Origin of the sequence: Mycobacterium angelicum (assembly GCF_002086155.1) — a bacterium.
Taxonomy (GTDB): Bacteria; Actinomycetota; Actinomycetes; order Mycobacteriales; family Mycobacteriaceae; genus Mycobacterium; species Mycobacterium angelicum.
Genome location: NZ_MVHE01000003.1, coordinates 95,696 through 119,974 on the forward strand (window position 1 = coordinate 95,696; position 24,279 = coordinate 119,974).

Genomic DNA, 24,279 nt, shown 5'->3' on the forward strand with positions numbered 1-24,279 from the left:
CGTCAGCGTTCGTGCGCCATTCCCCTGGTGGCGCCCGGTTCGGGCTGGCCGGCCGACTGGCCCGGCGAATCGCCGCGGATGTCGATACGCCACCCGGTGAGCCGGGCCGCCAGCCTCGCGTTCTGCCCCTCTTTGCCGATGGCCAGCGACAGCTGAAAGTCCGGAACCACCACCCGGGCCGCCCGGGCGGTCTGGTCGATGACCGACACCGACACCACCTTGGCCGGCGACAACGCATTGGCAACGAAGCGGGCCGGGTCTTCGTCGTAGTCGATGATGTCGATCTTCTCTCCGGAGAGCTCGCTCATGACGTTGCGGACCCGCTGCCCCATCGGGCCGATGCAGGCGCCTTTGGCGTTCAGCCCGGGAACACGTGACACCACGGCGATCTTGGAACGATGGCCGGCCTCGCGGGCGACCGCCACGATCTCCACCGATCCGTCGGCGATCTCGGGGACTTCCAGGGAGAACAGCTTGCGCACCAGGTTGGGGTGAGTGCGCGACAACGTGATCAGCGGCTCGCGGGCGCCGCGGCTCACCCCGACCACGTAGCAGCGCAGCCGGTTGCCGTGCTCGTAGCTCTCGCCGGGCACCTGTTCTGCGGCCGGAATCACGCCTTCGGACGCTTTGGTTTCGCTGCCGATCCGGACGACGACCAGGCCGCGGGCGTTGGCCCGGCTGTCGCGCTGGATCTGGCCGGCGACGATCTCACCTTCGCGGGTGGAGAATTCGCCGTAGGTGCGCTCGTTCTCGGCGTCGCGGAATCGCTGCAGCATCACCTGACGTGCCGTGGTAGCGGCGATGCGACCGAAACCCTCAGGGGTGTCGTCCCATTCACTGATGAGGTTGCCGTCGTCGTCGGTCTCGCGGGCGATCACTCGCACCACACCGGTCTTGCGGTCGATCTCGATACGCGCGTCGAGCTGGTGGCCCTGGGTGTGCCGATAGGCGGTCAGCAGCGCGGACTTGATGGTTTCGAGCAGTTCATTGACCGAGATGCCCCGGTCGACCTCGATCGCATGCAGCGCGGCCATGTCGATGTTCATCAGCGCCGCTCCTTCTCATCGCTACCCTCTGCATCGTCGCCGGCGCGGTTCATGCTTCGGCCTCCGTCCCAGCGGCTCGACCCATACCCGCCAATTCCAGCTCCGCTTGGGCCGGAGGCGAAAACTCAACCTGGACAACAGCTTTCACAATCTGAGGAAGCGAGATCTGGCGCACCGTCCAGTTCCGGCCCTGGCGGACCACCAGCGACATCGTGTCGTCGATCGTTTCGCCGACCCGCCCGGTCAGGTGTGAACCGTCCGACAGCGCCAGCTCGACCTTGCGGCCACGCGCGCGGCGAAAGTGCTTCTGGCTGGTCAGTGGGCGTTCCACGCCCGGTGAACTGACCTCGAGCACATAGGGGTCGTCATTACCGTCCAGGCCGTCCAGGCCGTCCAGCAAAGCCGACGCTGATCGTGACAGCGCGGACGCCGTGTCGAGGTCGAGGGGCGTGTCGCCGTCGGCGACCACAGTGATCCGCGGGGGGCGGGCGCGGGTGTCGATGACCACGTCTTCGATCTCGTATCCAGCGCGCGCAAACTCTTCACCGAGTAGCTCGATCACCTGCGTCTGCGACGGTAGCCCGGTGGTCACGGCGAGCTCCTCATCTTGAGTTGTCCGGTCACTGGGGGATGTGGCCGCGTGAACCAGCTATCAACGATACGCCAGTAATCGCATATGACGCCGTGATCGTGTCGCCGGCGTCGCTAGTGGCAGGATGTTGGGCGTGCCCAGACCAGTACCCGTCGTCAACAGGCGGGGTGTGCTGGCCGGCGGTGCCGCTCTGGCTGCACTGGGGGTGGTCGCGACCGCCTGCGGCGAGTCCACGCCCAAGCCACCCGCAGTCGAAGAGCTGTTGGGGCCGTTGGACCAGGCCCGACGCGATAGCGCGCTCGCCTCGGCCGCCGCTGGTGCGGTGGGCAGCCCGCCGCAGATCGCCGCCGCGCTGACCGTGGTCGCGTCTCAGCGCGCCGCACACGCCCGCGCGCTGTCCACCGAGATCGCCCGGGCCGCCGGCAAGCTGGTGTCGGCTACCAGCGAGACAAGCAGCTCGAGCCCCAGCCCAACCGAGCCGGCCGCGCCGCCGCCACCTCCGCCGCCGGTGTCCGATGTGGTCGATTCGCTGCGCGCGTCCGCGGAAAGCCCCAGCCGGCTGGTGGCGACGTCGTCGGGCTATCGGGCCGGCCTGCTGGCCTCCATCGCGGCATCCTGCACCGCGTCCTACACGGTGGCCCTGGTGCCAGGGGGTCCCTCGATATGACACCGAAACGCTCCCCCGCCGGAAAAGAAGCCGACATCGCCGCGCTCAACGACGCGCTTGCCGTCGAACACGCGACCATCTACGGCTACGGAATCGTGTCGGCGATGTCGCCGCCCAGCGTCAATGACCTGGTGGTGGAGGCGTTGAACCAGCACCGGCAACGCCGCGACGACGTCATCGCGATGCTGGCCGCGCGCAAGGCCAGTGCTCAGGCGGCCGCGCCCGGTTACCAATTGCCCTCGCCGGTGGGCAGCCCGGCCGACGCCGCGCGGCTTGCCGCGCGGATGGAAAACGACGGCGCCACGGCTTGGCGGGCCGTCGTTGAGCACGCCGACACGGCCGATGACCGCGCGTTCGCCTCGACGGCGCTGACGCAGAGCGCGGTCATGGCCGCCCGCTGGAACAAGGTGCTGGGCGGCTGGCCCATCACCACGTCGTTCCCGGGCGGCAACGAGTAACTAGCCGGAGATGGCGGCCGCGACATCGGTGGCCAGCGAGGCGCCGGCCGCCAGTTCGCGCTTCTCCCCGGTGAAGCGGTTGCGCAGCTCGACGGTGCCCTCGGCCCAGCCGCGCCCCACCACCACGATCCACGGCATTCCGAGCAGCTCGGCGTCCTTGAACTTCACCCCCGGTGACGCCTGGCGGTCGTCGAGCAGCACCTCGAGCCCCAGCCGGTCCAGGTCACCGGCCAGGGCCACGGCCCCGGCGCGGGCCTCGGGGTCTTTGTTGGCGATCACCAGGTGCAGATCGAACGGCGCGATCGATGACGGCCAGCGCAGACCGAGCTCGTCGTGGTGTTGTTCGGCGACGACGGCAACCAACCGCGACACGCCGACCCCATAGGAGCCCATGGTCAGGCGCACCGGCTTGCCGTCCTCGCCCAGCACATCGGCGGTGAAGGCATCGGTGTACTTACGGCCGAGCTGGAAGATGTGCCCGATTTCGATGCCGCGCGCCAGGACCAGCGGCCCGGCGCCGTCCGGAGAAGGATCGCCCTCGCGTACCTCGGCCGCTTCGATGGTGCCGTCGGCGGTGAAATCGCGGCCGGCGACCAGACCGACCACGTGGCGGCCGAGTTCGTCCGCGCCGGTGATCCAGCTGGTCCCGTCCACGATGCGCGGATCGAGTAGATAGCGAACCTCGTTGGCCCGCAGCGCTTTCGGGCCGATATAGCCCTTCACCAGAAATGGGTACTTGGCGAAATCGCCGTCGTCCAGCAATGCGTATTCGGCCGGCTCCAGCGCTGCCCCAAGTCGTTTGTCGTCGACTTCGCGGTCACCGGGCACGCCGATGGCCAACAGCTCCCAGTCCCCGCCGGGCTGGCGCACTTTGACCAGGACGTTCTTCAAGGTGTCCGCGGCGGTGACCGTGCGGCCCAGGTCGGCCTGGTTCGCCCAGGCCACCAGGCTGGCGATGGTCGGGGTATCGCCGGTGTCGTGGACCACTGCCTCGGGCAGGCCATCGGTCGGCTGCGCTTCCGGGCGGGCGGTGAGCACGGCTTCCACGTTGGCGGCATATCCGGATTCCAGGCACCGTACGAACGTGTCCTCGCCGATTGGGCTCTCGGCCAGAAACTCTTCTGAGGCGCTGCCGCCCATGGCACCGGAGACGGCCGACACGATCACGTAGCGCACCTGCAGCCGATCGAAGATGCGCTGGTAGGCCTCGCGGTGTGCGTGATAGGCCGCCTTGAGCCCGGCGGCATCGATGTCGAAGGAGTAGGAGTCCTTCATCACGAATTCCCGGGCGCGCAAGATGCCGGCCCGGGGCCGCGCCTCGTCGCGGTACTTGATCTGGATTTGGTAGAGCGTGAGCGGAAAGTCCTTGTAGGAGCTGTACTCGCCCTTCACCGTCAGGGTGAACACTTCTTCGTGTGTCGGCCCCAGCAGGTAGTCGTTGCCGCGGCGGTCCTGCAGCCTGAAGACGCCGTCGCCGTATTCGGTCCAGCGGTTGGTCGTCTCGTACGGAGCGCGCGGCAACAGCGCGGGAAACAGGATCTCCTGCCCTCCGATCGCGTTCATCTCCTCACGGACGACGCGTTCGATATTGCGCAGCACCTTCAGGCCCAGCGGGAGCCAGCTGTACAGCCCGGGCGCGACGGGCCGGATGTATCCGGCCCGGATCAGCAGCTTGTGGCTGGCCACTTCGGCGTCGGCGGGGTCGTCGCGCAGAGTGCGCAGGAACAGCTCGGACATCCGGGTGATCACAGCGGGCCAGCCTAACTTGACGTGGGTGCGGGGCGGACGCGCACTGGCTCTTGCCGAGCCTGCAAATTTGCAGACAAAGTACGAGAAGAGGCCTGCGAAATTACAGGCTCAGCAACGAAACTGCGCGGCCTGATCAGCTACAGCTCGCCGGCGTCGATCGCTTCCTTGACCTCTTGCGCGTGCGCGACCTGGGCAGGGGTGTAGCCGATGAACAGTGCCGCACAGCCGACCAGTACGCCCGCTCCGGCAATCCACAGCAGGCCGTAGGTGTAGCCGTGGTCGAGGGCGGTCAACTGCGCGTCGTTCATGAACTTCACCGGACCGGTGATACCGCCGTTGTAGAGCGTGCGCGAGGTGATCACGGCCTGGATGACGGCCAGCACCAGCGGACCGCCCAGGCTCTGCAACATCAGCGTCATCGCCGATACCGGACCGATCTGGTCGAAACCGACACCCGCGATCGCCGCCAGCGTCAACGGGACGACCACCATGCCGATACCGATGCCGCCGACGACGATAGGCAGGACCAGGTTGGGGAAATAAGGGGCCCCGCGGTGCATGAACAACGAGCCGTACAGCATCGCCCCGAGCAGCAGCCATCCACCACCGATGGTCAGCACCCGCGGCGAAAAACGGGCAACCAGCTGCGAAGAGATGCCCAGGCCGATTCCCATCGCGATAACGAACGGGATGAAGCCCACGCCGGCGCGCAGCGCGCTGTAGCCGAGGATGTCCTGCACGTACAAACCGATGGACACGGTCAGGCTGAACATCACGCCACCGGCCAGGAAGATCGCGCCGAACGTGACCAGCCGGTTGCGGTCGCGGAACAACTCGAACGGAATCACGGGGTTTTCGGCGGTGCGCTCCACGATGACGAAAGCAATAGCCGCCGCCAGAGCCACCACGCCCGAACCGATGGTGGTGACGGAGATCCAGCCCTTTTCCGGGCCGATCGAGAAAGCAAACACCGCCGCGGTGCACGCCAGCGTGGCCAGCATGGCACCGGCGGCATCGAGCTTCATCCGCTCACGGTTGGTCTCCCGCAGCGCGGTACGAGCCAAGTAGATCATCACCAGGCCGATCGGCACGTTGACCATGAACGCCAGCCGCCATGACACCTCGGTCAGCGCTCCGCCGACCACGAGACCCATCACCGAGCCGATTGCGGTCATGGCCGCGAACACTGCCGTCGCGGCGTTACGCGCCGGCCCCTTCGGGAAGGTCGTCGCTACCAGCGCCAGACCCGTCGGCGAGGCGATGGCCGAGCCCACACCCTGCGAAAGCCGCGCGATAACCAGCGTCACCTCGTCCCAGGCCACCGCGCACAGCACCGAGGAGATGGTGAACAACGCGACGCCGACGATGAAGGTGCGCTTGCGGCCGATGGTGTCGCCGAGGCGGCCCCCCAGCAGCATCAGGCCACCGAAAGTCAGCACGTAGGCGGTGATTACCCAGCTACGACCGGCGTCGGACAGGCTCAGCTCGTTCTGAATCTTAGGAAGCGCGACGATGGCAACGGTGCTGTCCATGGTCGCCAGCAGCTGCATGCCGCCGATCGCGATCACTGCTGCGATGAAGCGACGAGAGGGCAGCCACGTCGGGTAATACCTGCTAGTACGCTCCGATGTGGTTTCAGCCGAGCGCGATGAGCGCGTCGAGGCGGTACGTTCCTGGCGGCCGGACGTCCAGTTGTGGACTGCCCGCTCTGTGTCGTTGAGAGCCGTCATAACGGGTTACCTTACAGTAATCTTAAGAATCGTTTAAACCCCGAACGCCGCCACGGGCCCTATGACGATGATCGCGGGAGGTCGAATCCCCTCTGCGCGGACCCTTTCCGGCGTGTCGGCGAGCGTCGCCCGCAACGTCTGCTGATCGGCAGTCGTTCCGTGCTGAACCACAATCACCGGCGTATCCGCAGGTCGGCCGCCTTTCAGCAAAGCTTCAGCGAAAAGTTCGATGCGTTCGACCGCCATCAGCAAAACAATGGTGCCGGACATTGCTGCCAAAGCATTCCAATTCACTAACGATTCGGGATGGTCGGGCGCGAGATGGCCGCTGACCACCACAAATTCATGATTTGTGGCCCGATGAGTGACCGGAACGCCGGCCAGCGCGGGCACAGCTATGGCACTCGTCACACCCGGCACCACCGTCACCGGGATCCCGGCGTCGACGCATGCCAGCACCTCTTCATATCCCCTTGCGAACACGAAGGGATCTCCCCCTTTGAGGCGGACCACGAACTTTCCGGCTTTGGCCCGTTCGATCATGACCGTGTTGATCGCGTCCTGAGCCATGGCCCGGCCGTAGGGGATCTTGGCGGCGTCGATGACCTCGACGTGCGGTGGCAGCTCCGCGAGCAGCTCAGGGGGCGCAAGCCGGTCGGCCACCACGACGTCGGCGTGGGAGAGCAGCCGGCGACCGCGGACGGTAATCAGCTCTGGATCGCCGGGACCGCCGCCGACCAGCGCTACCCCGCCGCGCACGACGTCGGAGGCCTCGGAGCTCTCCGCAGTAATAAGGCCTTGTTGTAATGCCTCGCGGATGGCCGAGCGGATGGCCGCCGAACGGCGGTGCTCACCGCCGGCCAGCACCCCCACCGACAGGCCGGCATAACTGAAGGTCGCGGGGGTGACCGCGGTTCCCTCGACGGCGATGTCGGCGCGCACGCAGAAGATGCGGCGGCGCTCGGCTTCGGCGACGACGGCGGCGTTCACCTTCGGATCGTTGGTGGCGGCGATCGCGTACCAGGCTCCGTCGAGGTCGCCGTCGGCGTATTCGCGCACCGACACGGTGATGCGCTCCATCGCCTCGACGGCAGGGGTGGCGGTGCGGGAGACGACGTGCACGTCGGCACCGCTGGCGACGAGCAGGGGCAACCGGCGCTGGGCAACCGATCCTCCACCTACCACGACGACCTTTTTGCCGGTCAGCCGCAAACCGACCAGATAGGGGTTCTCGGTCACCGGGCAAGTTTAGAGCTACCTCGGGGCGAGGTTGCGTCTCCGGCGGCGTGTGCGACGAAGCGTGCCACCGCGCCGGGCGTCGCGGCCGGATGCGTGTGCAGATAGGCAGCGTGCACACCGGCACGCACGACGCCGTCCCGCACGGTTTCGGCGCCGTGTCCGCGGTATACCCAAGCCGGCTGGTAGCTATCGGTGAATGTGACTGCGGTTCGGTGGAATTCGTGCCCGGCAACACGCTGCCCCGCCGCGTACAGCGACGACTCGGCGACGGCAACCGCGTCGCGGTACGCCAATTTGAGCTGCGAGGTGAACTGCGCCGATCCGGCCAGCACGCCACACATCGGGTGGCCGTCGAGTTCGGAGACCAGATAGATCAGTCCGGCGCATTCCGCGTGGATGGGCGCGCCGGCGGCGGCCAGCTCGCGGATCTGCCGGCGCACCTCGTCGTTGCCGGACAACTCCGCGGCGAACTGCTCGGGAAACCCGCCGGGCAGCACCACCGCGTCGGTGCCGTGCGGCAACGTTTCGCTGAGCGGGTCGAACTCCACAACCTGTGCCCCGGCGGCGCCCAGCAGCTCGGCATGCTCGGCGTAGCCGAAAGTGAATGCCTTGCCCGCGGCCAGTGCGACGGTCGGTCGCCGCTTCGACGGCTCCCCTACCGCGGTCAGCGGGTCCCACGGGGCATCGACTGCCGCGCAACCGGCAACCGACAGCACCGCACCGACATCGATGTGCGCGGCGACCAGCTCCGTCATCGCCGCTACCGCTTCCCGCGCCCGCCGGCCGTACTCGACGGCGGTGACCAGGCCCAGATACCTTGTGGGAAGCTCTAATTCGGCGTGGCGCGGAATGGCGCCCAGCACCGGCACGCCGGCCTGCTCGCATGCCTGTCGCAACACCTGCTCATGCCTGGCCGACCCGACCCGGTTGAGGATCACCCCGGAAATCCGGGTGGCGGCGTCGAACGTGGAAAACCCGTGCAGCAGCGCAGCCACACTGTGGCTCTGGCCGCGGGCATCGACCACCAGGATCACCGGTGCATTGAGCAAACCGGCGACGTGCGCGGTGGACCCCGCCGCGGGCAGGGTGGTGTCGGGGCCGATGCGGCCGTCGAATAGACCCATCACGCCTTCGATGACGGCGACGTCCGCGCCGCTGGTGCCATGGGCGTATAGCGGGCCGATCAGCCGCTCGCCCACCAGCACCGGGTCCAGATTGCGGCCGGCCCGTCCCGCGGCGAGTGTGTGGTAACCGGGGTCGATGAAGTCCGGGCCGACCTTGAACGGCGCGACGGTATGGCCGGCCTGGCGCAGGGCGCCGATCAAACCCGTTGCCACCGTGGTCTTTCCGGTTCCGGACGCGGGGGCGGCCACCACCACGGCGGGTGCCGTCATCGCGCGACTCGGTGTCGCGAGAGTGCGCAAAATGCCACTTTGGGCGGCGTGTCGGCGTGCCGACACGCACGCTCGCGGGGAAGGTGAGGGGCCCTCACCACTCGATGCCCTTCTGGCCTTTGCGGCCGGCGTCCATCGGGTGCTTGACCTTGGTCATGTCGGTCACCAGATCGGCGGCCTCGACCAGCTCCGGCGGCGCGTCGCGTCCGGTGATCACGACATGCTGATAACCCGGCCGCGACAGTAGGGTGTCGACCACGTCGGCAACATCGAGCCAGCCCCACTTCAACGGGTAGGTGAATTCGTCGAGTACGTAGAAGTCGTGGCGTTGAGCGGCCAGCCGCCGCTTGATCTCGGCCCAGCCGTCGGCCGCCGCCGCCACGTGATGGTTGTCACTCCCGGCCTTGCGGCTCCAAGACCACCCGGCGCCCATCTTGTGCCATTCCACCGCGCCGCCGACTCCGCGCTCGGCGTGCAACTGGCCGAGCTGACGGAATGCCGCCTCCTCGCCGACCTTCCACTTGGCGCTCTTGACAAACTGAAACACTGCGACGTTGAGCCCAATGTTCCACGCCCGCAACGCCATTCCGAACGCTGCCGTCGACTTTCCCTTGCCCGCACCCGTATGCACGGCAAGCACCGGGGTGTTGCGCCGCGCCCGGGTGGTCAGGCCGTCGTCGGGAACTTCGAGCGGATTACCTTGGGGCATAAGCGGTCACTTTCACGCGACGCTGCGCACGGCCCGGGTCAGATGGTCGGCATGCAACTGCTCCAGTCGCACGGCCGGTGCACCCAGTTGACGAGCCAGCTGCCCGGCTAGGCCCAGCCGCACATATGACGTTTCGCAGTCCACCACGACCGCTGCCGCACCTTCTGCGGCCAGCCGGGCCGCCGCGATCCTGCTGCGGCCCAACGGATCCGGGCCCGCGGTGGCCCGCCCGTCGGTGAGTACCACGACCAGGGGCCGACGCGCCCGGTCGCGCACCTTTTCCCGGATCACCAGCTCGCGAGCGGCCAACAGCCCTTCGGCCAGCGGCGTCTTGCCGCCGGTGTCGAACCGGGCCAATCGCCGGCCGGCGATGTGCGCCGACGATGTCGGCGGCAACAGCAACCTCGCCTCGTGCTGGCGGAAGGTCACCACCGCAACCTTGTCACGCCGCTGATAAGCGTCACGCAACAGCGACATGGTGGCGCCGCTGACGGCGGCCATGCGATCGCGGGCGGCCATCGACCCCGAGGCGTCGACAAGGAAGATCACCAGGTTTCCCTCCCGCCCCTCGCGGATGGCCCGGCGGATGTCGTCCGGCCGCAGCCGTAACGGCCCGGCTCCATCGGCATGCTCGGCGGCCGTCAGCAGGGTGGCGAACAGATGCAGGCCGTGGGCACCGGAGTCGATGTCGTTGCCGTCCGCGGCGGCCACCACGCTGCCCGAGGCGTTGCGGGCCCGCGAGCGTCGTCCCGGTGCGCCTTCGCCGACGCCCGGCACGGTCAAGGCGCGAGTGCGAAAGACTTTCGACGGCGGCGCACTGGGCTTAGGAGGCTGGGCGGGCTTCGAATCCATTTGTGGCTCAGGCTGATCCGCGGACTGCCCACCCCCGCCGGGCGGATCTGGTTCGGGCTCGGGGTCGCGCTGCGATTGCGCACCGGCCTGGGCGAGCGCCTCGTCCAGCTGTTCGCGGTCGATGCCGTGGTCGTCGAAGGGGTCGCGGCGGCGCCGGTGCGGCAATGCCAATTCGGCGGCCACCCGGATGTCTTCTTCGGCGACGGTGAGCGCGCCGCGCCAGGCCGCATGCGCGACCGCCGTCCGGGCCAGCACCAGATCGGCGCGCATACCGTCGACATCGAACGCCGCGCACAACGCGGCGATGCGGCGTAACTCGTTGTCCGGCAACACCACATCGTCGATGATCGCGCGCGCTGCGGCAATCCGGCGGGCCAACTCGGCATCCGAGTCGGCGTAGCGCTGCGCGAACCCGTCCGGGTCAGCCTCGTAGGCCATCCGCTGGCGGATGACCTGCACCCGTACGTCGACGTCACGCGACGCGTGCACGTCGACGGTGAGTCCGAACCGGTCCAGCAGCTGGGGACGCAGTTCGCCCTCTTCGGGATTCATCGTGCCGATGAGCACGAATCGCGACTCGTGCGAATGGGATATGCCGTCGCGTTCGACGTGTACCCGCCCCATCGCGGCGGCGTCGAGCAGGATGTCGACCAGATGGTCGTGCAGCAGGTTCACCTCGTCGACGTAGAGCACGCCGCCGTGGGCCCGGGCCAGTAGCCCCGGCGAAAAGGCGTGCTCGCCGTCGCGCAGCACACGCTGCAGATCCAGCGATCCCACCACCCGGTCTTCGGTTGCCCCCAAAGGCATTTCGACCAGCCCGGCGCCGGCCGTCTCGGTCGCCGCCGACAGCAGCGCGGCCAGCGCGCGTACGGCCGTGGATTTCGCGGTGCCCTTCTCGCCGCGGATCAGCGCCCCACCGATCTCCGGACGAACCGCACACAGCAGCAACGCCAGCCGAAGCTGATCGTGGCCGACGATCGCGCTGAACGGATACGGCCTCAACGCTGGGCCGCCTGACCGGAACCGGGGCGCAGCATCGGGACATGCGGAATGCCGTCGTCGAGGAAGTCATCGCCATCACGCACGAAGCCGTGCTGCGAGTACATGTCGGCGAGGTAGGTCTGGGCGTCGATTCGGCAGGGGTAGTCCCCCACCTCCGCCAGCGCGGCGCGCAATAACCGGGTGGCGTGGCCCTGACTGCGCGCGCTGCGTTTGGTGCACAGCCGCCCGAGCCGAAACACCTTCTCGCCGCCGGCGTGTTCCTCCATCAGCCGCAGCGTGCAGATCACTTCTCCCTCGGGCGTTTCCAGCCAGAAGTGCCGGGTTTCGGCGAGTAGGTCACGGCCGTCCAGCTCGGGGTACGGGCAGGCCTGCTCGACCACGAACACCTCCACCCGCAATTTGAGCAGCTCGTAAAGTACCTGTGCATCAAGGTCTTTGGCCCAGACGCGGCGCAAAGCTTCAGTCAATGGCGCCGCTCCTCCTCATCGCTCCGCTTTGCATCGTCGCCGGCGCGAGTCATGAGGCCGCCAACTGCAGAGTCTGGTCGGTCCAGGACCGCACTTCGTCATACAACGCCGGCTCCTCGGACAGCTTGGCCCCCAGCGACGGCACCATCTCCTTCAGGGTGGGCAGCCAGGCCTGGTAGCGGTCGGCGAAGCAGCGTTGCAGCACGTCGAGCATGATCGGCACGGCGGTCGACGCGCCCGGCGAGCCGCCGAGCAGGCCGACGATGCTGCCGTCGGGAGCGCCGACGAGCGCGGTGCTGAATTCGAGCACCCCACCTTTGCGCCGGTCTCGCCGGATCACCTGCACCCGTTGTCCGGCAACCTTCAGCTGCCAGTCGGAATCGGTTGCGTTGGGTACGAATTCGCGCAGCACCGCAATCCGGTCGGGTTGCGACAGCCGCAATTGACCGATCAGATAGTTCAGCAATGGCAGCTGGGTAACGCCCACCCCGAGCATGGACAGCATGTTGTTCGGCTTGATCGAGCGGGGCAGATCGCTGAAGTGGCCTTGTTTCAAGAACTTCGGCGACCAACCCGCATACGGCCCGAACATCAGCCACGGTTTGCCGTTGACGAACCGCAGATCCAGATGCAACGCACCCAGCGGAGGGGCTCCTGGCGACGGAACGCCATACACTTTGGCCCGGTGCGCGGCGGTGAGCGCCGGCTTGCCGGCACGCAGAAACCGGCCGCCGATCGGGAAGCCGGCGAACCCGTTGACCTCTTTGATGCCCGACTTCTGCAACAACGGCAGCGCGTCGCCGCCGGCGCCGACGAACACGAATTTGGCGTTCAGCTTGCGTCTTTGGCCGGTGCGGCGGTTGGCGATGCTCAGCGTCCAACTGCCGTCGGACTGACGGGACAGATTGCGGACCTGGTGGCCAAACAATGCGATCATGCCGTTGCGCAGGCCAAAACCGATGAGCTGTCGCGCCAGTGCGCCGAAGTCGACGTCGGTGCCGTTCGGGGCCCAGTTGAGCGCAACCGGCTCGGAGAAGTCACGTTTGGCGGCCATCAACGGCAGCCGGCGGGCGAATTCGTCGGGATCGGTGATCAATTCGGTACCGGCGAACAGCGGATTACCCGCCAGTGCGTCGCGGCGCCGCCGTAGATAGTCGACGCGCCCGGCGCCCCGCACAAAACTCACGTGCGGCAGCGAATGCAGGAAGCCGCGTACGTCGGTGAGGATGCCGCGTTCGGCGGCGTACGCCCAGAATTGCCGAGTGACCTGAAATTGCTCGTTGATCAATACCGCCTTGGTGATGTCGATCGAACCGTCGGGCCGCTGCGGGGTGTAGTTCATTTCGCACAACCCCGCATGGCCGGTGCCGGCGTTGTTCCACGGACCGCTGCTCTCGGCGCCGACCGCATCCAGCCGCTCCACTAGGGTGATCGACCAGTCGGGCTCCAGCCGGCGCAGCAACGCCCCCAGCGTCGCGCTCATGATTCCGGCGCCCACCAGCACGACGTCTGTTCTGGCTAGCTTGGACACCGGGCCTGCGGTCCTTCCTCCTGGATATGCCGGTTCCAAGGTTATCCCGACGGCCGCGGCGGGATTCACAACAGCTCGTGGCGCGACTGGGACAAAGTCACGCGCATCGGCGATATTGCCGTCGTGAATGAACGTGCACGGGATCTGCGTCGGCGATCGAACATGCCTCGGCCAGCGGATTGGCGCGGTAGATCAGCAATCCTTCACCTTCGAAGTAATCGCCGTCGTCGGTCCACAGCGGGCCGGCGGCGAACAGCACGCCGCAGAGCGGCATTCCCACGCTGCTGTGGGGCCGCGAAATCCCGATCGAGGGTGAGCCTGCCGACGTCCAGAAGATTGTGCAGGAATACGCAGAGTTCTTATCGCACAGCAATATCCCGAAACTGCTCGTGGTCGCCGAGCCGGGCACTATTCTGCAGGAAGGCGGCAGCGAACTCGATTTCGCACGCAGCTGGCCCAACCAGCGTGAAATCAAGGTCGCCGGACGCCATTTCATCCAGGAGGACTCAGCCGACGTCATCGGCGCCGCGCTGCGTGAGTTCGTCCTTGATGTGCGCGGGCGCAGTTAGCAGCGATCTGCGCCGCAGATGTTGCCAGGAGGTAGTGCATGTCGTATGTGGTCACTTCACCCGACGCGGTTGCCGCCGTCGCCACGAATCTCGATGGACTCGGCTCGGCGCTCAAGTCGGCCACCGCGGCAGCCGCGGCCCCCACGACCAGCCTGCTGGCCGCGGCTGGGGATGAAGTGTCGACAGCCGTCGCGGCGCTGTTCGCGACGCATGCCCACGGATACCAAACGGTCAGCGCCCAGGCAGCCGCGTTCCACGACCAGTTCGTCCGCGCGCTGAGCGCGAGCGCGGGTGCCTATGCCAGCGCCGAGGCGGCCAGCGCCTCGCCGATGCAGGCGGTGCTGGACTTGATCAACGCGCCCACCCAGGCGTTATTCGGTCGACCGCTGATCGGCAACGGCGCCGATGGAACCTCGCCGGGTCAGGCCGGCGGCGCCGGCGGATTGCTGTACGGCAACGGCGGTAACGGCGCAGCCGGGGGCAGCGCTCAGGCAGGCGGCCGCGGAGGCGACGCCGGCCTGTTCGGCAACGGCGGTTCCGGCGGTGCCGGTGGCGCCGGCGCGGCCGGTGGCAACGGCGGCACCGGCGGAGTGCTGTTCGGCAACGGCGGTGCCGGCGGACACGGCGGACTGGGCGTGCTAGGGGTCAACGGCGGCAGCGGCGGCATCGGCGGTCAAGGTGGCAATGCAATCCTGTTCGGCGACGGCGGAATTGGCGGACAAGGCGGCTCCGGGACAACGGGCGCTGCCGGCAACAACCCGGTGCCGGCCGGCACGGCGTCGGCCGGCACCCCGGGCACCAGCAGCACCACGGGTGGGAGCACCAGTGCCGTCGGCACGCCTGGTGGCATCGGCGCTGACGGCGGGGTAGCGATGACCGGCGGCACTGGCGGAACGGGCGGCAACGCGTCAGCCGCGTCCGCTACCGCCACCGCCGGAGCGGGCGGCGACGGCGGCGACGGCGGAAATGGCGGCAACGGGGGTCCCGGCGGGAGTGCTTCGGCCAACCCAGGGTCGACCGCCGCCGCCGGCAATGGTGGTGCCGGTGGCGATGCCCAGGCCATGGGCGGTGCCGGGGGCAACGGCGGCGCGGGCGGCAAGGCGACCGCTGTGACCAGCGCGACCGCGGGCGCGGGTGGCGGCGGCGGCAATGGCCACGACACCAATGTGTCCGGGGCCGCCGGCGGCGCGGGCGGCCTGGGCGGTGACGGTGGCCATGGCGGACTGCTGGCAGGTAACGGCGGCACCGGCGGAATGGGCGGAACCGGCGGTACGGGCGGACTCGGCGCCTCGGCCGGCAACGGCGGTAACGGCAACATCGGCGGCGACGCCAAGATCAACAGCAGCAGTGCGATCAAGGCTTTGGGGGGCGACGGCGGCGACGGCGGCAACGGCGGCAGCGCCCTGGGCACCGGAGGCACCGGCGGCGCCGGCGGCCAAGGCGGGCACGGTGGTGCGGGCGGGTTGCTCTTCGGCAACGGCGGCGACGGCGGCGACGCCGGCAATGGCGGTAATGGCGGCGCCGGTGGTACGGGCGGCGCTGCCGGCTTCGGCGGCGCGGGCGGGCGCAGCGGGTGGCTCAGTGGGCACACGGGCAGCTCCGGCGCCGGCGGTCTCGGCGGCGCCGGCGGCACCGGCGGCACCGGCGGCGCGGCCGGCACCCGCGGCGCGTTCGGCACTGGCCAGACCGGAAACGGCAGTCTCGGCGCCGTCGGGACGGCCGGGGTTGACGGCGCCGACGGCGCGCCCGGATGACCACGGCCAACTGCTGCGCAATGGCCGGGACCACGCTTTAAGCTGGCCCCGTGACAGGCTGGATGCCCGACGTCCTGCCCGGTTATTGGCAGCGCGCCATCCCGCTCGGCCCCGATCCCGATGGCGAAGGCGAGATAGCGGCAACCCTGATCCGCCGCGGGGAGACCACCGGCGCCGACCATGCAGTCCTGGCGGTGCACGGCTATACCGACTACTTCTTCCACACCGAGGTGGCCGATCACTTCGCCGGCCGCGGATTCAGCTTCTATGCGCTGGACCTGCGCAAGTGCGGACGCTCTCGGCAACCCAGCCACAGCCCGCACTTCACCACCGACCTCGCCTACTACGACGCCGAACTCGAACGCGCGCTGTCGGTCATCGCCGAACAGAACCCGTCGGCCAGGGTATTGATATACGGCCATTCGGCGGGCGGGCTGATCGTCTCACTGTGGCTGAACCGGTTACGCCAGCGCGGTGCGACCGCGGATGCCGGCATCGCGGGTTTGGTGCTCAACAGCCCTTTCCTGGATCTGCAAGGTCCGGCGATTGTGCGCATGGGCTTAACGTCGGCGACGATCGCCGCCTTGTCACGGCTGCGCTCCAAGGGAGTGCTCCGGGCACCGGCGGACGGCGGTTACGGCACCAGCCTGCACCGGGACTACGGCGGCGAGTTCGACTACAACCTGCAATGGAAACCGGTGGGCGGCTTTCCGATCACGTTCGGCTGGCTGCATGCCGTGCGTCGCGGCCAGGCCCGGCTGCATCGCGGGCTCGACGTCGGTGTGCCCAGCCTGATCCTGCGTTCGGACCATACGGTGCGCGAAAGCGCCAACCCGGCGGCCATGCAACGCGGCGACGCGGTTCTCGATGTCAGCCAGATCGCCCGGTGGGCCGGCTGTATCGGAAACCGCAGCACTATCGTTCCGGTGGCCGACGCCAAACATGATGTGTTCTTATCGTTGCCGCAGCCGCGCCAGATAGCCTTCCGGCACCTGGACCATTGGCTGGACGACTATTTTGGCGCTGACCAGGGCGGCGGGAAAGGTTGACGACGTGGAGAGCTATGACCTCGCGATCATCGGAACAGGTTCAGGCAACAGCATTCTGGATGAGCGCTATGCCGATAGGCGGGTAGCGATCTGCGAGCAGGGCATTTTCGGCGGCACCTGCCTCAACGTCGGCTGCATTCCGACCAAGATGTTCGTCTACGCCGCCGATGTCGCCGAGACGATCCGCCAAGCGGCCCGTTACGGTGTCGACGCACATCTCGATGGGGTGCGCTGGACCGACGTCGTCTCGCGCGTGTTCGGGCGAATCGACCCCATCGGCGTCAGCGGTGAACAGTATCGGCGCGCCTCACCCAACGTCGACGTGTACCACAGCCACACCCGATTCGGGCCGGTCCAGTCGGACGGGCGCTACCTGTTGCGTACCGAGGCCGGTGCGGAGTTCACCGCCGAGCAGGTGGTGATCGCAGCGGGCTCCCGGCCAAGCATTCCGCAGGCCATCCTCGACTGCGGCGTCCACTACCACACCAGCGACACCGTCATGCGGATACCCGAGGTGCCCGAGCACCTGGTTATCGTCGGAAGTGGTTTCGTGGCAGCCGAATTCGCGCACGTGTTCTCCGCATTCGGCGTGCGGGTGACCATCGTGATGCGCGGGGGCACAATGCTGCGCCAATACGACCACACGATCGGCGAACGATTCAGCCGCATCGCGGCGAACAAATGGGAACTGCGCACCCAGCGCAATGTCGTAGCCGGGGAAAACCGCGGCTCCGGCGTCAGTCTCGACCTCGACGACGGCTCCACGATCGACGCGGACCTGCTGCTGGTCGCCACCGGGCGGGTATCGAACGCCGACCTACTGGACGCCGAGCAGGCCGGTGTCGACGTCGACGACGGCCGGGTGGTGGTCGACGAATACCAACGCACTTCCGCGCGTGGGGTCTTCGCGCTCGGCGACGTCTCTTCGCCGTATCAGCTCAAGCATGTCGCCAACCACGAAGGGCGGGTGGTGCAAAGAAATCTGCTTTGCGATTGGGAAGACACCGCGTCGATGGCCGTCACCGATCACCGTTTCGTACCGTCGGCGGTGTTCACCGATCCGCAACTGGCAACCGTCGGGTTGACCGAAAACGAAGCGCTGGCAAAGGGTCTCGACATATCGGTCAAAATCCAGGATTACGGTGACGTCGCCTTCGGGTGGGCCATGGAGGACACCACCGGAATCGTCAAGCTCGTCGCCGAACGCGGGACCGGCCGGCTGCTGGGTGCACACATCGTGGGCTTCCAGGCCTCGTCGATCATCCAGCCGTTGATCCAGGCTATGAGCTTCGGGCTGACCGCCCACGAAATGGCCCGCGGCCAGTACTGGATTCATCCGGCGCTGTCCGAAGTGATCGAAAACGCGCTACTGGGTCTGCACTGAGATCAGCGCCGGCGCTGCCGTGGATCACGCCGCTTGGGCGGGCGCGGATCGGTCGGGTCGTCCAGATCCTGAACGCTGTCCTGGCAGACCGGGCACAGGCCACGCAGCGTCAGGCCGGCACGCTCGGACAGGGCAAAGGAACTGCCGGCCATCGCATGTTGCAGCGCCGAGCTCAGCTGCCGTGCGGGCACTTCGATGATCGCGCCGCATTGGTTGCATACCGCGTGATGGTGCGGGGCGGTGGCCAGGCCGTAGGTGGTGACCCCACCGTCGAGTGTCAACGCGTGCAACACCCCCTGCTCCACCAGCGTGGTCACCGTGCGATAGATCGTCGCCAGATCGGGCGGTTGAGCGCCCGGCGGCAGCCGCCCGGCGAGCCGGTGATGAATATCGGCCACCGAAAGGTGCCCGTTAACCGGCTCGAGCACCGCCAGAACCTGGATCCGCGACGTCATCCGCCGCAGGCCCCTGGCGCGCAGGAACTCGCCGATTCGTTCGGTGACCGCCGGCTCCACGCCGGACGGCTTAGCTGTCACCTGTTCAGTGTCGCGCCACACGCCCGCGATTGCCAACGAACGCACGCACCGGCCCGTCGGCATTCCTGCAAGTAATTTGCATCCATCTCAACACCGTACTTACAGTCGATGGGTGCCCGCAGTGAACTCGACCGCCGCCCGGGCGGGCCGGTCACGATGGCCGAACCTGCGCAACATGTTGTCGACCGCGGAGTGGTGGCGGCTGGGATTGATGCTGGCGGTGATCGTCGCCTTGCACCTCGTCGGCTGGATCACCTTGGTCTGCGTCGTGGATCCCGCGCGGCTCAGCTTGGGCGGCAAGGCATTCGGCATCGGTGTCGGGGTTACCGCATACACCCTGGGCTTGCGGCACGCGTTCGACGCCGACCACATCGCGGCCATCGACAACACCACCCGCAAGCTGATGAGCGACGGCCAGCGCCCGCTTGCCGTCGGCTTCTTCTTCTCGCTGGGTCACTCCACAGTGGTCTTCGCTTTGGCGGTGCTGCTGGCGACCGGACTCAAGGCGCTCGCCGGCCCGGTCGAGGACGATTCCTCGGCGCTGCACCGCTACACGGGGCTGATCGGAACCAGCGTATCGGGCCTGTTTCTGTATTTGATCGCCATCCTCAACGTCATCGTCCTGGCCGGCATTCTGCGGGTATTCGCCAGGCTGCGCCGCGGTGATTTCGATGAGGCGGAACTCGAGCAACAGCTGGAAAACCGAGGGCTTATCAATAGGTTTCTCGGCCGGTTCACCAAATCGATCACCAAGTCCTGGCACATGTATCCGGTGGGACTGCTGTTCGGACTCGGATTCGACACCGCCACCGAAATCGCGCTGTTGGTCCTGGCCGGCACCAGCGCGGCGGCCGGGCTGCCCTGGTACGCCATTTTGTGTCTGCCGGTGCTGTTCACCGCCGGGATGTGCCTGTTGGACACCATCGACGGCTCGTTCATGAACTTCGCCTACGGCTGGGCGTTTTCCAACCCGGTGCGCAAGATCTACTACAACATCACCATCACCGGCCTCTCGGTGGCCGTCGCGCTGTTGATCGGCACCGTCGAACTGCTCGGCCTGTTCGCCGACCAGCTCGGCTGGCGCGGCCCGTTCTGGGACTGGCTGGGCGGACTGAACCTCAACGCCGTCGGCTTCGTCGTAGTGGGGATGTTCGTCGCCGCCTGGGCCATCGCGGTGCTGGTGTGGCGCTATGGCCGCATCGAAGAGCGGTGGACCCCGGCCAGCGAAACAAGCTGAGGCACAACGGCTCTGGCCAACATTGTGGAACCTGGCCACGCAGCGGTGTAGAACAGGCTCATGGGTTGCCCAGGGTCTTGGCCAGGCGATGCATGAGCTCGCGTTGTGCGAAGCGATCGCCGGCCTGGTCAGAACGCACGCCGACGGGCGCCACGTCGATGTGGTCCGGGTCCGCGTCGGCGCGCTTCGCCAAGTGGTTCCGGAGTCGCTGTCGTTCTGCTGGACGCTGGTGCGCGACTCGGCGGACATGCCGGACGCCGAGCTGGAACTGGAATGCATCACCGCCGAGGTGCGTTGCCGCGCCTGCGGCGCTACCTCGGAAATCACCTCGGCCTGGTCGATCTGGTGCCCGCAGTGCGACAGCGCCGACGTCGAGGTGCTGCACGGCAACGAGTTTCTGGTGACTTCACTCGACGTCTCGTGAAAGGTCTTCGCCATGGGCAGGTTTCACCGGCACGACGACGGAACTGTGCATACCCACGAGCACGCGGGTAACGAGCACGAGCATGGTCACCGCGAGCATGGTGACCACAGCGGTTACCAGACCGGAGCGCAGCGAATCGATGTGCTGGAAGACATCTTCGCCGAAAACGATGCGCGTGCCGATTTCAACCGTGCCGCGTTCGACAGCAACGGCATCCGCGCGCTCAACCTGATGAGCTCACCCGGATCGGGCAAGACGACGGTGCTGCAAGCCACCCTCGACGAACTCGCCGCGGAGCTGGCAATCGGCGTGATCGAAGGCGACATCGCCACCGACCTGGATGCGGCCAAGCTCGCCGGTCGCGGCGCCCAGGTCGCACTGCTGAACACCAGCAACGGATTTGGCGGCGAGTGCCACCTGGATGCCCCCATGGTCAACCGCGCGCTACCCGGCCTGGACTTGCCGGCCCTGGATTTGGTGATCATCGAAAATGTCGGCAATCTGGTCTGCCCGGCCGAGTTCGACGTCGGCGAGCATGCCAAGGCCATGGTCTACTCGGTGACCGAGGGCGAGGACAAGCCATTGAAATACCCGGTGATGTTCCGGTCGGTGGATGTGGTCCTGCTCAACAAGATCGACCTGGTTCCGTATCTGGATGCCGATGTCGACGCATATATCGCGCATGTGCGCGAGGTCAACGCCGCCGCCACCATCCTGCCGGTCAGCGCGCGCACCGGGGCCGGCATGGACGCCTGGTTCGGCTGGCTGCGCCGGTTCGTCGCCGGCCCGGCGGGCTGACCCCGGCGCCCGCCGATATCACTTGCAAGCCAAGCACTTGCAAACCGCTTGCATCACGGGCTAGGCCCAGCTGCGAAACGTTGACAACACCCGGTAGCGGGGGTAGACCCAAAAGCAGCGCCGCGCAAGTGGGCCGACGGTCGACTCCGGTGGCGTAGGGGACCTCAGCCCGGCCCCGGAAAGCTGCAGCATGCCCACGGAAGCAGCAGTCAAAGCAGAAGAAACGTTGATCCACGTTCTATGGATCAATGCAGGTCTCAGTTGTGATGGCGATTCGGTAGCGTTGACTGCCGCCACCCAGCCCAGCGTCGAGGAGATTGCGCTTGGCGCGCTTCCCGGCCTTCCGCAGGTCGCCGTCCACTGGCCGTTGATCGATTTCGAGTGCGGACCCAGCGGGGGTGCCGACGACTTCCTTGCCTGGTTCTTCAAAGCCGACCGTGGTGAATTGGACCCGTTTGTGCTCGTCGTCGAGGGGTCGATTCCCAACGAGAAGATCAAGGACGAGGGGTACTGGTGCGGGTTCGGCAACGACCCGGCAACCGGCCAGCCGATGACGACCAGTGAATGGCTCGACCGGTTGGCGCCCAAGGCCACCGCGATAGTCGCCGTGGGAACCTGTGCCACCTACGGCGGCATCCACGCGATGGCCGGCAATCCGACCGGTGCTATGGGTGTACCCGACTATCTCGGCTGGGATTGGAAGAGCAAGGCCGGCATCCCGATCGTGTGTGTTCCCGGCTGCCCGATCCATCCCGACAACCTGGCCGAGACGCTCACTTACCTGCTCTACATGGCCACCGGCCAGGCGCCGATGATCCCGCTCGACGACGCGCTGCGGCCCAAGTGGCTGTTCGGCAATACCGTGCACGAGGGTTGTGACCGGGCCGGCTACTACGAGCAGGGCGACTTCGCCACCGAGTACGGATCCCCGAAATGCATTGTCAAGCTTGGCTGTTGGGGCCCGGTAGTGAAGTGCAACGTGCCCAAGCGTGGATGGATCAACGGCATCGGCGGCTGCCCCAATGTCGGCGGGATCTGCATCGGATGCACGATGCCGGGCTTCCCGGACAAGTTCATGCCGTTCATGGACGAGCCGCCGGGCGGCAAGTTATCCAGCACTGCGTCGGGCCTGTACGGGACCGTCATCCGCAGTCTGCGCGGCATCACCGAGCACACCCTCGACAAGGAACCGCGCTGGCGCCACAAGGGCACCCAACTGACCACCGGGGCACGCAGAACCTGGTGAGTACGCGGTAGCTCGCGGCACTTCACTCACCTCAAGACGGAGATATTTCCATGACAACCATCGTTCCCGAGCCGACCACCGCAAAGCGTGAACCCGGCCAGCTCGTCGAAATGGCCTGGGACCCGATCACCCGGATCGTGGGCAGCCTCGGCATTTACACCAAGATCGACTTCGAGAACCGGGAAGTCGTCGAGTGTCACAGCACATCGTCGATTTTCCGCGGCTACTCGATCTTCATGAAGGGCAAGGACCCCCGCGACGCCCACTTCATCACCAGCCGCATCTGCGGGATCTGCGGCGACAACCACGCCACCTGCTCCTGCTACGCGCAGAACATGGCCTACGGGGTGAAGCCGCCGCACATCGGCGAGTGGATCGTCAACCTCGGCGAGGCCGCGGAATACATGTTCGACCACAACATCTTTCAAGAGAACCTGGTCGGGGTGGACTTCTGCGAGAAGATGGTCGCCGAGACCAACCCGAGCGTGCTGGCCAAGGCGGAGAACACCGCCGCACCACACGCCGACGCGCACGGCTATAAAACCATCGCCGACATCATGCGCTCCCTCAATCCGTTCAGCGGCGAGTTCTACCGGGAAGCGCTTGCGGTCAGCCGCTGGACCCGAGAGATGTTCTGCCTCATGGAAGGTCGCCACGTACACCCGTCCACCCTGTACCCGGGCGGGGTCGGCACCGTTGCGACCGTTCAGTTGATGACCGACTACATGACGCGGCTCATGCGATACGTCGAGTTCATGAAGAAGGTCGTCCCGATGCACGACGACTTGTTCGACTTCTTCTATGAGGCGATTCCCGGCTACGAGAAGGTAGGCCTGCGCCGTACGCTGCTCGGCTGCTGGGGGTCCTTCCAGGATCCCGAGGTGTGCAACTTCGAGTACAAGGACATGGAGCGCTGGGGCAACGCGATGTTCGTCACCCCGGGCGTGGTGGTCGACGGCAAGCTGGTCACCCATTCGCTGGTCGATATCAACCTCGGCATCCGGATCCTGTTGGGCAGTTCGTATTACGACGACTGGACCGACCAGGAGATGTTCGTCAAGACCGATCCACTGGGCAATAAGGTGGATCGGCGCCATCCGTGGAACCAGCACACCAACCCGCACCCGCAGAAGCGCGAACTGGACGGCGGCAAGTACAGCTGGGTGATGTCGCCGCGCTGGTTCGACGGCACCGATCACCTCGCCTTGGACACCGGCGGCGGCCCGTTGGCGCGGCTATGGTCGACCGCACTGGCCGGTCTGGTCGACATCGGCTACGTCAAGGCGACCGGTAACAGCGTGAAGATCAACCTGCCCAAGACGGCGTTGAAGGGGCCGGTCGAATTCGAGTGGAAGGTTCCCAAGTACGGCAGCAACACCATCGAGCGCGACCGGGCGCGGACCTACTTCCAGGCTTACGCGGCGGCGTGCGCGCTGCATTTCGCCGAGAAGGCGTTGGCGGAAATACGGGCCGGGCGCACTAAGACGTGGGAGAAGTTCGAGGTGCCCGACGAGGGCATCGGGTGCGGCTTCACCGAGGCGGTGCGCGGTGTGCTGAGCCACCACTTGGTGATCCGGGACGGCAAGATCGCCAACTATCACCCGTACCCACCGACGCCGTGGAACGCCAACCCACGGGACAGCTACGGCACACCGGGCCCCTACGAGGATGCGGTGCAGGGCCAACCGATCTTCGAAGAGAACGACCGGGAGAACTTCAAGGGCATCGATGTCATGCGCACCGTGCGCAGCTTCGACCCGTGCCTGCCCTGCGGTGTCCACATGTACCTGGGCAAGGGCAAGACGCTGGAGAGACTGCACAGTCCAACCCAGTCAACGGAGTGACA

22 protein-coding genes and 1 pseudogene are annotated in these 24,279 nt (G+C 66.9%); 11 read left to right on the forward strand and 12 right to left on the reverse strand.

All coding sequences use genetic code 11. The features are described 5' to 3' along the window. Positions 1 to 2: 2 nt before the first annotated feature. Together nusA and rimP are read right to left on the reverse strand one after the other, a co-directional pair. The gene (nusA, locus tag BST12_RS03170; protein WP_083111559.1) at positions 3 to 1,046 is read right to left on the reverse strand and encodes a transcription termination factor NusA; all 1,044 of its coding nucleotides are present in this window, start codon (positions 1,044 to 1,046) and stop codon (positions 3 to 5) included. Positions 1,047 to 1,095: 49 nt separating this feature from the next. Beyond that, positions 1,096 to 1,638, reverse strand: coding sequence for a ribosome maturation factor RimP (gene rimP / locus BST12_RS03175; protein ID WP_083111560.1), 543 nt, complete (start codon positions 1,636 to 1,638; stop codon positions 1,096 to 1,098). 124 nt (positions 1,639 to 1,762) lie between these two features. Here rimP and BST12_RS03180 point away from each other — a divergent pair, with 124 nt between their 5' ends. Then, positions 1,763 to 2,305: a hypothetical protein gene (locus BST12_RS03180; protein WP_083111561.1), complete on the forward strand. Its 543-nt coding sequence runs from the start codon at positions 1,763 to 1,765 to the stop codon at positions 2,303 to 2,305. After that, a complete protein-coding gene (locus BST12_RS03185) occupies positions 2,302 to 2,763 on the forward strand; it encodes a ferritin-like domain-containing protein (RefSeq protein WP_083111562.1) in 462 nt (153 codons plus the stop codon). The genes BST12_RS03180 and BST12_RS03185 overlap by 4 nt, the downstream gene beginning before the upstream one ends. Here the strand turns inward: BST12_RS03185 and BST12_RS03190 are convergent, their stop codons facing one another. The 9 genes and pseudogenes from BST12_RS03190 to BST12_RS31865 all read right to left on the reverse strand — a co-directional run bounded on the left by BST12_RS03190 (position 2,764) and on the right by BST12_RS31865 (position 13,710). Then, positions 2,764 to 4,512, reverse strand: a complete 1,749-nt coding sequence (locus BST12_RS03190; RefSeq protein WP_083111563.1) for a proline--tRNA ligase — start codon at positions 4,510 to 4,512, stop codon at positions 2,764 to 2,766. A 137-nt stretch (positions 4,513 to 4,649) separates the two neighbouring features. Beyond that, on the reverse strand, positions 4,650 to 6,242 hold the full coding sequence (locus tag BST12_RS03195; protein WP_083111564.1) for an MFS transporter: 1,593 nt from the start codon (positions 6,240 to 6,242) through the stop codon (positions 4,650 to 4,652). Between the two features lie 22 nt (positions 6,243 to 6,264). Then, positions 6,265 to 7,481: pseudogene (gene cobA, locus BST12_RS03200) on the reverse strand (uroporphyrinogen-III C-methyltransferase). Beyond that, positions 7,478 to 8,875 carry a cobyrinic acid a,c-diamide synthase CobB gene (locus BST12_RS03205; protein WP_083111566.1) on the reverse strand — a complete coding sequence of 466 codons (1,398 nt, stop codon included), beginning with the start codon at positions 8,873 to 8,875 and terminating at the stop codon, positions 7,478 to 7,480. Before BST12_RS03205 ends, cobA begins: the two are co-directional and overlap by 4 nt. 94 nt (positions 8,876 to 8,969) lie before the next feature. Further along, on the reverse strand, positions 8,970 to 9,584 hold the full coding sequence (gene cobO / locus BST12_RS03210) for a cob(I)yrinic acid a,c-diamide adenosyltransferase (RefSeq protein WP_083111567.1): 615 nt from the start codon (positions 9,582 to 9,584) through the stop codon (positions 8,970 to 8,972). A gap of 12 nt (positions 9,585 to 9,596) precedes the next feature. Further along, a complete protein-coding gene (locus tag BST12_RS03215; RefSeq protein WP_083111568.1) occupies positions 9,597 to 11,438 on the reverse strand; it encodes a magnesium chelatase subunit D family protein in 1,842 nt (613 codons plus the stop codon). Continuing rightward, positions 11,435 to 11,905: a GNAT family N-acetyltransferase gene (locus tag BST12_RS03220; protein WP_083111569.1), complete on the reverse strand. Its 471-nt coding sequence runs from the start codon at positions 11,903 to 11,905 to the stop codon at positions 11,435 to 11,437. Before BST12_RS03220 ends, BST12_RS03215 begins: the two co-directional genes overlap by 4 nt. 49 nt (positions 11,906 to 11,954) lie before the next feature. After that, complete coding sequence (gene mqo, locus BST12_RS03225) at positions 11,955 to 13,436, reverse strand: malate dehydrogenase (quinone) (protein WP_083111570.1); 1,482 nt, start codon at positions 13,434 to 13,436, stop codon at positions 11,955 to 11,957. 97 nt (positions 13,437 to 13,533) lie between these two features. After that, a complete protein-coding gene (locus BST12_RS31865; protein WP_170062042.1) occupies positions 13,534 to 13,710 on the reverse strand; it encodes a YciI family protein in 177 nt (58 codons plus the stop codon). A gap of 64 nt (positions 13,711 to 13,774) precedes the next feature. Between BST12_RS31865 and BST12_RS03230 the strand changes: the two genes are divergently transcribed. The 4 genes from BST12_RS03230 to mtr are packed head-to-tail and all read left to right on the forward strand — an operon-like array spanning position 13,775 to position 18,192. Further along, positions 13,775 to 14,005: a hypothetical protein gene (locus BST12_RS03230; protein ID WP_245850038.1), complete on the forward strand. Its 231-nt coding sequence runs from the start codon at positions 13,775 to 13,777 to the stop codon at positions 14,003 to 14,005. Between the two features lie 38 nt (positions 14,006 to 14,043). Continuing rightward, positions 14,044 to 15,759, forward strand: coding sequence for a PE family protein (locus tag BST12_RS03235; protein ID WP_083111571.1), 1,716 nt, complete (start codon positions 14,044 to 14,046; stop codon positions 15,757 to 15,759). A gap of 50 nt (positions 15,760 to 15,809) precedes the next feature. Then, positions 15,810 to 16,808 (forward strand): alpha/beta hydrolase, encoded by a 999-nt coding sequence (locus tag BST12_RS03240; protein WP_139801467.1) that lies wholly within the window; start codon positions 15,810 to 15,812, stop codon positions 16,806 to 16,808. Positions 16,809 to 16,812: 4 nt separating this feature from the next. Beyond that, positions 16,813 to 18,192, forward strand: coding sequence for a mycothione reductase (gene mtr, locus BST12_RS03245; protein WP_083111696.1), 1,380 nt, complete (start codon positions 16,813 to 16,815; stop codon positions 18,190 to 18,192). A 2-nt stretch (positions 18,193 to 18,194) separates the two neighbouring features. Here the strand turns inward: mtr and BST12_RS03250 are convergent, their stop codons facing one another. Beyond that, positions 18,195 to 18,728: a Fur family transcriptional regulator gene (locus BST12_RS03250; RefSeq protein WP_083111697.1), complete on the reverse strand. Its 534-nt coding sequence runs from the start codon at positions 18,726 to 18,728 to the stop codon at positions 18,195 to 18,197. Between the two features lie 175 nt (positions 18,729 to 18,903). Between BST12_RS03250 and nicT the strand changes: the two genes are divergently transcribed. The 5 genes from nicT (at position 18,904) to BST12_RS03275 (ending at position 24,277) form a co-directional block, all read left to right on the forward strand. Next, positions 18,904 to 19,965: a Nickel transporter NicT gene (nicT, locus tag BST12_RS03255; RefSeq protein ID WP_083111698.1), complete on the forward strand. Its 1,062-nt coding sequence runs from the start codon at positions 18,904 to 18,906 to the stop codon at positions 19,963 to 19,965. A gap of 88 nt (positions 19,966 to 20,053) precedes the next feature. Beyond that, positions 20,054 to 20,389, forward strand: a complete 336-nt coding sequence (locus tag BST12_RS03260; protein WP_083111573.1) for a hydrogenase maturation nickel metallochaperone HypA — start codon at positions 20,054 to 20,056, stop codon at positions 20,387 to 20,389. Between the two features lie 12 nt (positions 20,390 to 20,401). Further along, entirely contained in the window at positions 20,402 to 21,187 is a 786-nt protein-coding gene (hypB, locus tag BST12_RS03265; protein ID WP_083111574.1) for a hydrogenase nickel incorporation protein HypB, read from the forward strand. 190 nt (positions 21,188 to 21,377) lie between these two features. Next, on the forward strand, positions 21,378 to 22,433 hold the full coding sequence (locus BST12_RS03270) for an NADH-quinone oxidoreductase subunit B family protein (RefSeq protein WP_083111575.1): 1,056 nt from the start codon (positions 21,378 to 21,380) through the stop codon (positions 22,431 to 22,433). Positions 22,434 to 22,483: 50 nt separating this feature from the next. Beyond that, positions 22,484 to 24,277 carry a nickel-dependent hydrogenase large subunit gene (locus BST12_RS03275; protein ID WP_083111576.1) on the forward strand — a complete coding sequence of 598 codons (1,794 nt, stop codon included), beginning with the start codon at positions 22,484 to 22,486 and terminating at the stop codon, positions 24,275 to 24,277. The last annotated feature ends 2 nt before the right edge of the window (positions 24,278 to 24,279 follow it).

Excerpts from the sequence above, each read along its gene's own strand:
- nusA (WP_083111559.1), bottom strand. The coding sequence starts at position 1,046 with ATGAACATCGACATGGCCGCGCTGCATGCGATCGAGGTCGACCGGGGC.
- BST12_RS03180 (WP_083111561.1), top strand. The coding sequence starts at position 1,763 with ATGTTGGGCGTGCCCAGACCAGTACCCGTCGTCAACAGGCGGGGTGTG.
- BST12_RS03185 (WP_083111562.1), top strand. The coding sequence starts at position 2,302 with ATGACACCGAAACGCTCCCCCGCCGGAAAAGAAGCCGACATCGCCGCG.
- BST12_RS03195 (WP_083111564.1), bottom strand. The coding sequence starts at position 6,242 with ATGACGGCTCTCAACGACACAGAGCGGGCAGTCCACAACTGGACGTCC.
- BST12_RS03205 (WP_083111566.1), bottom strand. The coding sequence starts at position 8,875 with ATGACGGCACCCGCCGTGGTGGTGGCCGCCCCCGCGTCCGGAACCGGA.
- cobO (WP_083111567.1), bottom strand. The coding sequence starts at position 9,584 with ATGCCCCAAGGTAATCCGCTCGAAGTTCCCGACGACGGCCTGACCACC.
- BST12_RS31865 (WP_170062042.1), bottom strand. The coding sequence starts at position 13,710 with ATGCCGCTCTGCGGCGTGCTGTTCGCCGCCGGCCCGCTGTGGACCGAC.
- BST12_RS03235 (WP_083111571.1), top strand. The coding sequence starts at position 14,044 with ATGTCGTATGTGGTCACTTCACCCGACGCGGTTGCCGCCGTCGCCACG.
- nicT (WP_083111698.1), top strand. The coding sequence starts at position 18,904 with ATGTTGTCGACCGCGGAGTGGTGGCGGCTGGGATTGATGCTGGCGGTG.
- BST12_RS03260 (WP_083111573.1), top strand. The coding sequence starts at position 20,054 with ATGCATGAGCTCGCGTTGTGCGAAGCGATCGCCGGCCTGGTCAGAACG.
- hypB (WP_083111574.1), top strand. The coding sequence starts at position 20,402 with ATGGGCAGGTTTCACCGGCACGACGACGGAACTGTGCATACCCACGAG.
- BST12_RS03270 (WP_083111575.1), top strand. The coding sequence starts at position 21,378 with ATGCCCACGGAAGCAGCAGTCAAAGCAGAAGAAACGTTGATCCACGTT.
- BST12_RS03275 (WP_083111576.1), top strand. The coding sequence starts at position 22,484 with ATGACAACCATCGTTCCCGAGCCGACCACCGCAAAGCGTGAACCCGGC.